The sequence below is a fragment of the Arenimonas sp. GDDSR-1 genome, from assembly GCF_025980345.1.
Classification (GTDB): domain Bacteria; phylum Pseudomonadota; class Gammaproteobacteria; order Xanthomonadales; family Xanthomonadaceae; genus Arenimonas.
Genome location: NZ_JAPDUI010000020.1, coordinates 39,666 through 51,416 on the forward strand (window position 1 = coordinate 39,666; position 11,751 = coordinate 51,416).

Here is an 11,751-nt window from a genome sequence, read left to right on the forward strand (position 1 = left end):
ATTCCGGAACGAATACAGGCAACTTCACAGACTGCAGACATCGGCATACACTGGCCGTATCACCCGCCACTAATGGAGGCCGCCATGAAAATCGACATCGGTATTTCCGCCAAGGACCGCAAACACATCGCCCAGGGACTTTCACACCTGCTGGCGGACAGCTATACGCTGTACCTGAAAACCCATAATTTCCATTGGAACGTGACCGGCAGCATGTTCAACACCCTGCACACCATGTTCATGGCGCAATACAACGAACTGTGGCTTTCGCTTGACGAAATCGCCGAACGCATCCGCGCTCTGGACCATTTCGCGCCCGGCTCCGGCGCCCAATACGCCAAGCTTTCCAGCATCAAGGAAGAAACCGGCATTCCGGCCTGGAAAGAGATGGTCGGGCAACTGGTCGATGGCCATGAAATCTGTGCCAGAACCGCGCGTGAAGCGTTCCGGCGCGCCGATGAAGCCAATGACCAGCCCACCGCCGATCTGGCCACCACCCGCATGCAGGCGCACGAGAAAACCGCCTGGATGCTGCGCTCCTTGCTGAAATAAGTCCTGCCGTCAGAGCATTGCGGGGGCGGGCGGCTGGATTTTCCAGCGCATTTTTCAGCGGCCACAAAAAAGGCACTTAGCCGAAGCATAAGCGCCTGATTTAATTGGTGGGTCGTGAAGGATTCGAACCTTCGACCAAAAGATTAAGAGTCTTCTGCTCTACCAGCTGAGCTAACGACCCGTCAGCGCCGTTCGAAATGGTGGGTCGTGAAGGATTCGAACCTTCGACCAAAAGATTAAAAGTCTTCTGCTCTACCGACTGAGCTAACGACCCATCGAACGGACGGTCATTATAACCAAATTGGTTTCAATGTGCCACATACCGGGTGCTGTCCGGCACGCCCGCAGACAGGAAGCCTTCAGCGCGCAGCCTGCAGGCATCGCATTTTCCGCACGCCAGACCGGCCGCGTCGGCCTGATAGCAGGACACGGTCTGCGCGAAATCCACGCCGAGACGCACGCCCTCGCGGACGATGTCGGCCTTGCTCAGCGCAATGATCGGCGTCCGGATGCGCAGGGTCTTGCCCTCGATGCCGGCCTGGGTGGCCAGATTGGCCATGGCCTCGAACGCCTTGATGTACTCGGGCCGGCAATCGGGGTACCCGGAATAGTCCACGGCGTTGACCCCGCAGAACACGTCATGGGCACCCAGCACCTCGGCCCAGGACAGCGCCACCGACAGCATGATGGTGTTGCGGGCCGGCACGTAAGTGACCGGAATGCCGCTGGTCGGCGACTCGGGAACGGCGATATCGGCGGTCAGCGCCGATCCGCCGAAGCTGCGCAGATCGACCCGGACTTCCTTGTGCGCGGCGGCACCGAGCATGGCGCAGACCCGGTCCGCGGCCTGCAGTTCCGATTCGTGCCGCTGGCCGTAATTGACGCTGAGGGCATAGCACGCGAAGCCTTCGGCGCGCGCAATGGCCAGCGTGACCGCCGAATCCATGCCGCCCGAGACCAGCACCACCGCTTTTTTCATCGCCCCTGCTCCTCGCCCCACAGTTGTTTGTGCAATTGCATCTGGAAGCGCACCGGCAGGCGGTCGGCGACGATCCAGTCGGCCAGTTCGCGCGGCGTGACCTGGGCATAGCTGGGCGAAAACAGCACCTCGCAGCACTCGTTCAGGCGGCGCGCGGCAAGTTCGGCTTTGGCCCATTCGTAATCCGCGCGCGAGCAGATGACGAATTTGAGCTGGTCATGCGGCGTCAGGTGCGCGATGTTGCTCCACAGGTTCTGGCCGGACTCGCCGGAATCCGGGGTCTTGATGTCGACCACGCGGGATACGCGGGGATTGACCGGGCCGATGTCGATGGCGCCGGAGGTTTCCAGCGATACCGAGAATCCGGCGGACAACAGCGCATCCAGAAGCAGGATGCAGCGTTTCTGCGCCAGCGGCTCGCCGCCGGTCACGCACACATTCGGCACGCCGAAAGCGCTGACCTTGGCCACGATGTCCTCGATATCCGACCACTCGCCGCCGTAAAAGGCATAGGCGGTATCACAGTAGGTGCAACGCAGCGGACAGCCGGTCAGGCGCACGAACACCGTCGGCAGTCCGGCACTGCGGGCCTCTCCCTGCAAGGACAGGAAGATTTCGGTCAGTTTCAGGCGCGGCGCCGTGCCCGCCGCGGCCTCACTGGCCAAGACTCAACCCGCGCAGGCGGCTGCGCGCCATGTCGGCCACCGGGTGCTCCGGATAAAGGGCGATCACGCGTTCCAGCTGCTGCTTGCCCTGCGCCGTGTTTTTCAGTTCGAGGTGGCAGTACGCCGATTTCAGCAGGGCATCCGGAGCTTTTCCGGAATCGGAGAAGCGCTCAAGCAGGATGCCGAAGCTCTTCAGCGCCAGCTCGTAACTGGCCGTCGCGTAATAGCTTTCACCCAGCCAATACCAGGCATTGGGCGCCAGACGGCTGTCCGGGTAACTCTGCAGAAAACTCTGGAACTGTCCCGCGGCGGCAACGGCATCGCCTTGCTTGATCAGGCTGTTGTACGCAGCCTGGTAGTCGGCATTCTCACCGGCCGCCGCCGGTGCGGGCTTGGCCGCGGGCGCCGGTTTGACCGGAACGGGCGCAGCCGCGACCGGTTTGGCGCCTCCGCCTTCCAGGGCACTGACCCGCGAGTCCATGTCGATGTATTGCTCGCGGTTGCGCTGACGCGCCTGCTCCAGATCATTCTGCAACTGCTCGATGATGGCGCGAAGTGCGCGGATTTCATCCTGCATCTGCGTGGTGCGGTTGAGCAGCTCCATGTTGGCCTGGCCGGCGCCCTGGGTCTGCGTCGCCGCCTGGCTCTCCAGTGCCGAAACACGGTCCGCCAGGCTGGCGCGCTGCGCCTGTACCGGCAGGGCGGTCAACAACAGCAACAGGGTTCCGAAGGGCAGGCGCATGGCTTATTTCACGCTGTAACTGATTTCGACGCGGCGGTTCTGCGACCAGCAGGACTCGTCGCTGTCGAGGCAGACCGGACGCTCTTCGCCGGAACTGACCACTTCGATGCGGCCGGTATCGGCGGCATTGGCACTGAATGCGGCATTGACGCCGTTGCCGCGGCGTTCGCCGAGGGCCATGTTGTATTCACGGGTGCCGCGCTCGTCGGCATGCCCTTCCAGACGCATGCGGGCCGACGGGCGGTCGCGCAGGTACTTGGCGTGGCAGGCGATGATGGCCTGGTATTCCGGCTTCAGCATGTCCTGGTCATAGTCGAAATAAACCACCCGCTGACGCAGACAGGTATTGCTGTCCAGATCGGCCGGGCCGAACGCGCCTTCTTCGGCAATGGCGCTGCCTTGGTCGCCGGCGTTGCTTTGGCCGGCGGTGTTGCTGCCGGCATTCGGATCGGCGGGCTCTTCCTTGACTTTCTTGTTACAGGCCGACAGCAGCACGGCCGTCAGCAGTAAGGCGATTTTCAGTTGCGTTTTCATGGGAACCTCGGGTTGGCACGGAAAGGGGAAACGGGAATCAACGGTAGGGCGACCAGGCCGGCTCGCGGACATCGCCATCGGACAGCACCAGGCGCTGGCGCACGCGGCCGTCGGCGGACACCGCATACAGCACGCCGCGGCGGCCCTGCTTGGTGGCGTAGAGAATCATGCTGGCGTTCGGGGCGAAACTGGGCGACTCGTCCAGATTGCCCGGCGAGATGGTCTGCCAGCGCCCGCTGCCGCCGAAGCTGCGGTCAAGCACGGCGATGCGGTACACATTGCCGGCACCTTGGGCCATGGCGATCTTCTTGCCGTCGAACGACACCGTCGCCCGCGCATTGTACTCGCCGGAGAAGCTGACCCGCTTGGCTTCGCCGCCGGCGGCGGAAACCTGATAGATCTGCGGCTTGCCGCCGCGGTCGGAAGTGAACAGCAGGGACTGGCCGTCCGGCATCCAGACCGCTTCGGTGTCGATGCCGAAATGGGTGGTGACCTGTTTCAGCGAACGGCTGGCGATGTCCATGATGTAGATTTCCGGATTTCCGGATTTCGACAGGGTCAGCGCCAATTTGGTTCCGTCCGGCGAAAACGCCGGGGCGCCGTTGATGCCTTTGGCGCTGGACACCGGGTCGGTGGCGCCGACGCCGGTGGCAAGCTCGACGATGTACACCGCGGAACTGCCCTTCTGGAAACTGACGTAGGCGATGCGCTTGCCGTCCGGACTCCAGGCCGGCGACAGCAGCGGCTCGCGCGACCGGACCAGGGTCTGCGGATTGAATCCGTCGGAATCGGCCACCATCAGGCGGTACTCGATGCCCTGGCCGAGACCGGTAGCGGTCACATAGGCGATGCGGGTATCGAAGGCCCCGCGCACGCCGAGGATTTTTTCATAGATCTGGTCGGCGACCTGATGCGCGGCGCGGCGCACATTGCTGGCGCGTGCCGGCATGCTCAGCGATAGCAGCGACTGCTGTTTGGCGACATCCATCAATTCGTACTGGATGCTGAAATTGCCGTCGGCGCCGTCGATGACGCGGCCGACCACCAGGAAATCCTGTTTCAGCTTTTTCCACTCGGCGAAGCGGACATCGGCACCGCGCAAGGGCTTTTCGGTAATGGCCGCTTCGTCCAGCGATTTGAACTGGCCGGACTGGTTCAGGTCATCGCGGATGACCTTGGCCACATCGTGTGCCGGCGCGGTCTTTCCGCCCTGATAGGGCATCGGCACGATGGCGATCGACAATGCCGATTCGTTGCCGACCACCACACCCGCATCCAGTGCCTGCGCCATCGCAAGATGCGGTAGCCATGCCAGCAGGCAGGCGATCAGGATTTTTCTCATTGGCAGACCTCATCGGGATAACAGAAAGTTAGGCTTACTTTACGCTGAAATACGCTTTCAAAGCCAGCGTAGGGCATGGGTGTCTTGTACAGGGCGCGCTCGATCGATTCACGGCCCTGCCCGTCCAGAGCGCAGGCGCGGAAGGCGACATCGATCACTTCGCCGCCGCGGATCTGGGTGAACTCGACCTGGCAGCGGGTCTGCGGCGGAATCTGAACGGTATTCCAGTTCGCGCGCGCCGTGGCATTGATGGCGGACAGATATTTGGCGGTTGCCGAATTGGCGGTTGCGCCGCTGCCGGAGGTCTTCTGCGGGTTCTTCTCGGCCGTTTTGCCGCCGCTGCCCGCGGCCAACGCGTCCAGCTTCTGGGCTTCGATTTCCTCCTGCAGAAGCGCGCGTTGCCGTTTGACGTCGGCCAGCTGCTGTTTGATCAGGCGCTGTCGGTTTTCCTCGGCCGAATCTTTCTTGATGTCGTCGGTCAATTCAACCTGGCCCTGCTTCTGTTTCAGTTTCTGTTCCTCGGTGGCATCGCTGGGCTGCAGGGCGTTGCGGTTGACTTCTTCCTGCACGCTCTGGTCGGGGCGGTCGACCCAGTCCTGGGCCGTCTCCTGCAGCGGATCGGTACTGGTCTGCGGCCGCGGCTCCGGCTTCGGCTGCACTTGGCTGGCACTGGCCAATTCCGCGGCCCGGATGGCTTTTTTCGCACGGGCCATGTCTTCGGCGGAAATCGACAGCGTGGCGGCGACCGGTTCGCCCTGACTGGCCTGCTCCTGCTGCGGAAAGACCCAGACCGAGGCCAGCCAGACCAGCCCAATGAAGCCGGCGTGCAGCGCCACCGTGTAAAGCAATGCCTGCCAATTCTGCTGCGGAAGCTGCGCCATCGCTCAGTCGGCCGAATTGCTCATCAGGCCGACTTTCTCGACGCCGGCCTGCTGCAGCAGGACCATGGCCTGATAGACGGTGTCATAACTGGCGGTGCGGTCGCCGGCAACGAAAACGGCGACCTCGGGGTTGTTCTTGACGAAAGCCGATACTTTTGCGGTCAGCACCGCGGCATCCACCTTCTGCTGGGGAATGTCCTGCATTTTCAGGCTGTAGCCGCCGGCGGCATCCACCACCACCACGATCGGTTCCTGCTTCTGCTCGATGGATTTGGCATTGGATTTCGGCAGATCGATGTCGACGCCGAGGTTCAAAAGCGGCGCGGTGACCATGAAGATGATCAGCAGCACCAGCATCACGTCGATGTAGGGCACGACGTTGATTTCGGATTTGAGTTTGCGCTTTTTGTGGCGGCGGGTGAAGCTGGCGGCGCTCATCGGCTCAATCCTCAGTGACGGTCGGGATTGGTCTGGCGCTGCAGGATGGATGAAAACTCTTCGGCGAAGCTTTCATAACGCACCGAGATGCGTTCGGAACGCGAAGAATAGCGGTTGTAGGCCCAGACTGCCGGAATGGCGGCGAACAGTCCCATGGCGGTGGCGATCAGCGCTTCGGAAATGCCCGGCGCCACCGACGCGATGGTGGCCTGTTTGTTGTTGGCCAGGCCATGGAACGAAACCATGATGCCGAACACGGTGCCGACCAGTCCCACGTAAGGCGCGGTCGAACCGACGTTGGCCAGCAGCTCGAGATTGTGCTCGAGCGCATCCACTTCACGGGCCAGTGTGGCGCGCATGGCGCGCTGGGCACCCTCGACCTGGGTCCGGGCATCGACCGCGACCTGCTGCAGACGCAGACGCAGGAACTCGCGGTAGCCGGCTTCGAAGATCGCTTCCAGGCCGGAAACGCCACGGCTCTGGTCGGTCGCCTCGCGGTAAAGCTGGTTGAGATCGGTGCCGGACCAGAAGCGGTCCTCGAAATGATTGGCTTCCAGGGTGGCGGCGCGGAACACGCGCGATTTTCCGAAGATGATGAACCAGCTGAGCACCGAAGCGGCGACCAGCAGCAGCATCACGATCTGGACCGGCAGACTGGCATGCAGGATCAGCTGTAGATAGTTCAGTCCGCCGGCATCGGTATCGGCGGCAACGCCCTGGGCCACGGCAGTGATGGTTTGAATGGCTGAACTCATGCACGAACTCCGTCTTGTATCAGGCTGAGCAGGGGCTCGGGAATGCCCCTGGGTTTGAATCGGGATGCCGACAGGCAGGCGATCTGCGCGCTGCCGGTGAGCAGAAGCGTTTCGCCCCGCCATAGCCCGTGCTGGACGGTGAAGCTGGCACGACGGCATTCCGAAAGTGTAATGCGTACGCTCAGCAAATCATCCAGTTTGGCCGGCAACAGGAAATCAATATTCATATTCCGTACAGCAAAAACCATGTCAATGGCGTCACTCATGTGGCCCTGTTCATAGCCGCAGCTGCGCAGCCATTCGGTCCGCGCCCGCTCGAGAAAATGCAGATAGCGGGCGTGATAGACCACGCCGCCGGCATCGGTATCCTCCCAGTAAACCCGTACCGGCCACTCGAACGCGCTCACGAGAACAGATCCGGATCGGTTTTTCCGCCGGGCATGCTCAACCCGAAGTGGCGGTAGGCTTTGGCGGTCGCCATGCGTCCGCGAGCGGTGCGCATGATGAAGCCCTGCTGGATCAGGAACGGTTCGACCACGTCTTCGAGCGTGCCGCGCTCCTCGCTGAGTGCCGCCGCCAGGGACTCGACGCCGACCGGGCCGCCGTCGAAATTTTCCATGATCATTTTCAGCAGGCGCCGGTCGGAATCATCGAAACCTTCCGGATCCACTTTCAGCATGGCCATGGCGGCCACCGCCAGCTCGGCATCGATGCGGCCGTCGCCCTTGACCTGCGCGTAATCGCGCACGCGCCGCAGCAGCCGGTTGGCGATGCGCGGCGTACCGCGCGAACGGCAGGCGATTTCACGCGCTCCTCCGGCGTCGCAGGCAATCGACAGGATGCCGGCCGAACGCGTGACGATGCGGCAGAGTTCCTCGACCGAATAGAATTCCAGACGCTGCACGATGCCGAAACGATCGCGCAGCGGCCCGGTCAGCAGGCCGGCGCGGGTGGTGGCGCCGATCAGGGTGAACGGCGGCAGATCGAGTTTGATCGAGCGCGCGGCCGGGCCTTCGCCGATCATGATGTCGATCTGGAAATCCTCCATGGCCGGATACAGCACTTCCTCGATGACCGGCGACAGGCGGTGGATTTCATCGATGAACAGCACGTCATGCGGCTGCAGGTTGGTCAGGATCGCGGCCAAGTCGCCGGCGCGTTCGATGACCGGACCGGAAGTCTGCCTGAGCGAGACGCCCATCTCATTGGCGATGACATGGCTGAGCGTGGTCTTGCCGAGTCCCGGAGGCCCGAAAATCAGCACGTGATCCAAGGCCTCGCCCCGCTTCCGCGAGGCTTCGATGTAGATCTTCATCTGCTCGCGCACCGCCGCCTGACCCAGATATTCATCCAGTTTCTTGGGCCGGATGCTGGTCTCAATCAGCTCATCATCGCCCTCGGCGGCACCGCTGACTACCCGCGTCTCGTCCATTCACACGCCCCTGCAGTTCTTCCTTGTCCTAAATTACCACTTTCGTGCCCAGTTCGACCAAACGCTCGCCGGGAATGCCGAAGAATTCGGTGGCCGGCGTCGCGTTCCGGGACATGAACAGGAACAGCTTGTCGCGCCAGAGCACCATGCCCTGGTCGGCTTTGGCGGTCAACGCCTCGCGGCTGGCGAAATAGGTGGTGTCCATGGTGTCGAAATCGAGCCCGGCTTTCTTCAGCGTGGCCAGCGCTTTCGGCACGTCCGGGTCTTCCATGAATCCGAAGCGCAGGGTGCAGCGCGTGAAGCCGTTGCCGAGGTCGCTGATCGAATAGCGTTCGTCGTCATCGGCGCGCGGCACGCTCAGGGTATCGACGCTGAGCAGGATGTTGTGCGCGTGCAGGACCTTGTTGTGCTTGAGGTTGTGCAGCATCGAGGGCGGCAGGTAATCGTTCGACGGGGTCATGAAAATCGCGGTGCCGGGCACGCGCAGCGGCGGCTCGACCATGATGCTCTTGATGAAGTGCTCGATGCGCAGGCTGTCACGGTTGACCTGGGCGCGTACCAGGTCGCGGCCATGGCGCCAGGTTCGCATGATGGTGAACACGACGATGCCCAGCAGCACCGGAACCCAGGCGCCGTGCAGGAATTTGATGGCGTTGGCCGAGAACAGGGCGATGTCGATGACCAGGTAGCTGACGCCCAGCACCCAGATGATCCAGGATTTGACGCGCCAGCCCTGCGACGCCAGGATGATCATAAGCACGGTGTCGATCAGCATGCTGCCGGTCACCGAAACGCCGTAGGCGGCGGCCATCGCCGAGGAGCTCTGGAAGCCCAGCACCAGGCCGATGACGGTGATGAACAGGATGTAGTTGACCCACGGCACGTAGATCTGGCCGATGGTGTGCGCCGATGTATGCTTGAGCTGCAGCCTCGGCAGATAGCCGAGCTGCATGGCCTGGCGCGCCAGCGAGAACGCGCCCGAAATGACCGCCTGCGAGGCGATGACGGTGGCGAACGTGGCCAGAATGATCATCGGAATCAACAGCATTTCCGGCACCAGGTTGTAGAACGGGTTGTTGACCGCGGACGGGTCGGCGAGCACCAGCGAGCCCTGCCCGAAATAGTTGAGCACCAGTGACGGCAGCACGATGTACAGCCAGGCGTTGCGGATCGGCATGCGCCCGAAATGGCCCATGTCGGCGTACAAGGCCTCGCCGCCGGTGACGCACAGAACCACCGCGCCCAGCACCAGCCAGGCGGCCTTGCCGTTGATCATGAAGAAATTGACGGCGTGCAGGGGGTTCAGCGCCTGCAGAACGACCGGGTTCTCGATGATCTGCATCAGCCCGAGGATCGCGATGCAGAAGAACCAGACGGTGGTGATCGGCCCGAACACTTTGCCGACCTTCTCGGTGCCGTAGCGCTGGAATGAAAACAGCGCGGCCAGGACCACCAGCACCACCGGGATGATGTATTTATGCAGCTTGGGCGTCAACAGCTCCAGACCTTCGACCGCCGACAGCACGGACATGGCGGGCGTAATCACCGCATCGCCGAAGAAGAACGCGGTACCGAGGATGCCCAGGATGCCGACGGCATAGGTCAGCGGCGAGGCGATCGGCAGCGCCCGGTTGACCACCGACATCAGCGACAGGATGCCGCCCTCGCCGCGGTTGTCGGCGCGGGTGATGATCATCACGTATTTCACGGTAACCACCAGGATCATCGCCCAGAACACCAGCGACAGGATGCCGAGGATATTGGCCTGGTTGGCGGCCAATCCGTAATGTTCGCCGAACGCTTCTTTCAGCGTGTACAGCGGGCTGGTGCCGATATCGCCGAATACCACGCCGATGGCGCCGAACATCAAGGCGTTTTTGGAGGCTTTCGTTCCGGCATGCGCGTGTGCGGACATGTCATCCCCTGAATGCGGTTTTCAGCGCCATCCGGATCAGGTCCTCGGCGCTGTCTTTGGGTTGTGCGTCTTTCAGCATACGGGAAACCTCGGCCGGCTTGTAACCCAGCTGCTGCAGCGCGATGCCGGCTTCGGTAACGGCGTCGGCCGGCATGCCGCCCCGGCTTCCGGCACCCGGCGCCGAGACCATGGCCTGGCTGCGCTCGCGCAGCTCGACGATCATGCGCTCGGCGGTCTTCTTGCCGATGCCGGGGATTTTGGTCAGCGCGGCGATGTCGCCGGCCTGCAGCATATGCGCGAATTCATCGACGCCGCTGCCGGATAGCACGGCCAGCGCGATTTTGGCGCCGATGCCGGATACCTTCTGGACATCGCGGAACAGCCGGCGCTCGGCCTCGGTCGCGAACCCGTACAGGGCCACGGCATCCTCGCGGACGGCGTAATGGGTCACCAGCGTCAGCGCTTCCCCGATTGCCGGCAGGTCGTAATAGGTCGACATCGGCACTTCCAGCTCGTAGCCGACGCCGCCGACTTCTAGCACGATCCAGGGCGCATGCTTGCTGACCAGCGTTCCGCGCAGACGACCGATCATTTCCGGCTCCAGACCTGACGCGCCGGTATGCCGATGCGGCCGGCCGTGGCGCGCACATGCGCATGGGTGACCGCGACCGCCAGCGCATCGGCGGCGTCGGCCTGGATCTTTCCGTTCAGATTGAGAAGCAAAGCCATCATGTATTGTACCTGCTGCTTGTCGGCGCCGCCCTTGCCGACCACCGCCAGCTTCACTTCCTTGGCGGCGTATTCGTGGATCGGCAGATCGCGCAGCACCGCCGCGCACATCGCCGCGCCACGGGCCTGACCGAGTTTCAGCGCGGAATCGGGGTTGCGCGCCATGAACACCTTTTCAATCGCCACTTCCTGCGGTGCGAAGCGGGTGATCAAGGCATCCAGCTCGTCGAGCAGGACTTTCAGCCGTAGCGCGAAATTCTCGGCGACCAGCAGCCTGATCGGCTGGTGGTGGACGTGGACAATCCGTCCCGAGGCATCGACATCGATGATGCCGACGCCGGTGCGCTGCGACCCCGGATCAATGCCGAGAATGCGGATGCTCACGTATCAGGAATCGAGTTCGGCGTTGGAATACACGTTTTGCACGTCGTCGAGGTCTTCCAGCATGTCGAGCAGCTTGATCACCTGCTCGGCTACCTCGCCGCCGACTTTCACGTCGTTGTCGGCGCGGTAGGTCACACCCGCTTCCTCGGACTTCAGGCCGGCCGCGGCCATGGCCCGATTCACGGCCTCGAAGGCCTCGGGTGCGGTGATGACGTCGATTGCACCGTCCTCGGGATAGACCACCACATCGTCGGCGCCGGCCTCGATCGCGGCTTCGGTAATGGCATCTTCATCGCAGCCGGCGGCGAAGCTGATCACCCCGCATTTGCGGAACATGAACGCGACCGAGCCGTCGGTGCCTAAATTGCCGCCGTGCTTGCTGAAGGCATGCCGGACATCGCCG

At 62.8% G+C, this 11,751-nt stretch carries 15 protein-coding genes and 2 tRNA genes; 1 reads left to right on the top strand and 16 read right to left on the bottom strand.

Annotated features, from left to right (window positions below; all coding sequences use genetic code 11):
* Positions 1-84: 84 nt before the first annotated feature.
* On the top strand, positions 85-552 hold the full coding sequence (locus Q0W88_RS05155; RefSeq protein ID WP_343212532.1) for a Dps family protein: 468 nt from the start codon (positions 85-87) through the stop codon (positions 550-552).
* A gap of 105 nt (positions 553-657) precedes the next feature.
* On the opposite strand, the gene Q0W88_RS05160 is transcribed toward Q0W88_RS05155, so the two are convergent.
* The 16 genes from Q0W88_RS05160 to Q0W88_RS05235 all read right to left on the bottom strand — a co-directional run.
* Positions 658-733: transfer RNA gene (locus tag Q0W88_RS05160), tRNA-Lys, on the bottom strand.
* Between the two features lie 17 nt (positions 734-750).
* Positions 751-826, bottom strand: a tRNA-Lys gene (locus Q0W88_RS05165).
* Positions 827-859: 33 nt separating this feature from the next.
* On the bottom strand, positions 860-1,531 hold the full coding sequence (queC, locus tag Q0W88_RS05170; RefSeq protein WP_297800776.1) for a 7-cyano-7-deazaguanine synthase QueC: 672 nt from the start codon (positions 1,529-1,531) through the stop codon (positions 860-862).
* Positions 1,528-2,196, bottom strand: a complete 669-nt coding sequence (queE, locus tag Q0W88_RS05175) for a 7-carboxy-7-deazaguanine synthase QueE (RefSeq protein ID WP_297800778.1) — start codon at positions 2,194-2,196, stop codon at positions 1,528-1,530. The genes queC and queE overlap by 4 nt, the downstream gene beginning before the upstream one ends.
* A complete protein-coding gene (gene ybgF / locus Q0W88_RS05180) occupies positions 2,186-2,938 on the bottom strand; it encodes a tol-pal system protein YbgF (RefSeq protein ID WP_297800780.1) in 753 nt (250 codons plus the stop codon). The genes queE and ybgF overlap by 11 nt, the downstream gene beginning before the upstream one ends.
* Before the next feature lie 3 nt (positions 2,939-2,941).
* Positions 2,942-3,472 carry a peptidoglycan-associated lipoprotein Pal gene (pal, locus tag Q0W88_RS05185; RefSeq protein WP_297800782.1) on the bottom strand — a complete coding sequence of 177 codons (531 nt, stop codon included), beginning with the start codon at positions 3,470-3,472 and terminating at the stop codon, positions 2,942-2,944.
* A gap of 37 nt (positions 3,473-3,509) precedes the next feature.
* On the bottom strand, positions 3,510-4,763 hold the full coding sequence (gene tolB, locus Q0W88_RS05190; protein WP_297800802.1) for a Tol-Pal system beta propeller repeat protein TolB: 1,254 nt from the start codon (positions 4,761-4,763) through the stop codon (positions 3,510-3,512).
* A gap of 47 nt (positions 4,764-4,810) precedes the next feature.
* Positions 4,811-5,695, bottom strand: coding sequence for a hypothetical protein (locus tag Q0W88_RS05195; protein ID WP_297800784.1), 885 nt, complete (start codon positions 5,693-5,695; stop codon positions 4,811-4,813).
* A 3-nt stretch (positions 5,696-5,698) separates the two neighbouring features.
* Complete coding sequence (gene tolR, locus Q0W88_RS05200; protein ID WP_297800786.1) at positions 5,699-6,133, bottom strand: protein TolR; 435 nt, start codon at positions 6,131-6,133, stop codon at positions 5,699-5,701.
* Positions 6,134-6,144: 11 nt separating this feature from the next.
* Positions 6,145-6,888, bottom strand: coding sequence for a protein TolQ (gene tolQ / locus Q0W88_RS05205; protein ID WP_297800788.1), 744 nt, complete (start codon positions 6,886-6,888; stop codon positions 6,145-6,147).
* The gene (gene ybgC / locus Q0W88_RS05210; protein ID WP_297800791.1) at positions 6,885-7,295 is read right to left on the bottom strand and encodes a tol-pal system-associated acyl-CoA thioesterase; all 411 of its coding nucleotides are present in this window, start codon (positions 7,293-7,295) and stop codon (positions 6,885-6,887) included. Before ybgC ends, tolQ begins: the two co-directional genes overlap by 4 nt.
* Positions 7,292-8,320 (bottom strand): Holliday junction branch migration DNA helicase RuvB, encoded by a 1,029-nt coding sequence (gene ruvB, locus Q0W88_RS05215; RefSeq protein WP_297800793.1) that lies wholly within the window; start codon positions 8,318-8,320, stop codon positions 7,292-7,294. The genes ybgC and ruvB overlap by 4 nt, the downstream gene beginning before the upstream one ends.
* Before the next feature lie 28 nt (positions 8,321-8,348).
* Positions 8,349-10,235: a potassium transporter Kup gene (locus tag Q0W88_RS05220; RefSeq protein ID WP_297800795.1), complete on the bottom strand. Its 1,887-nt coding sequence runs from the start codon at positions 10,233-10,235 to the stop codon at positions 8,349-8,351.
* 1 nt (position 10,236) lies between these two features.
* Entirely contained in the window at positions 10,237-10,827 is a 591-nt protein-coding gene (gene ruvA / locus Q0W88_RS05225) for a Holliday junction branch migration protein RuvA (RefSeq protein ID WP_297800797.1), read from the bottom strand.
* Positions 10,824-11,342, bottom strand: coding sequence for a crossover junction endodeoxyribonuclease RuvC (ruvC, locus tag Q0W88_RS05230; RefSeq protein WP_297800805.1), 519 nt, complete (start codon positions 11,340-11,342; stop codon positions 10,824-10,826). Before ruvC ends, ruvA begins: the two co-directional genes overlap by 4 nt.
* 9 nt (positions 11,343-11,351) lie before the next feature.
* Positions 11,352-11,751: YebC/PmpR family DNA-binding transcriptional regulator (locus Q0W88_RS05235; RefSeq protein WP_297800800.1), on the bottom strand; the 400-nt coding region annotated here is incomplete at its 5' end.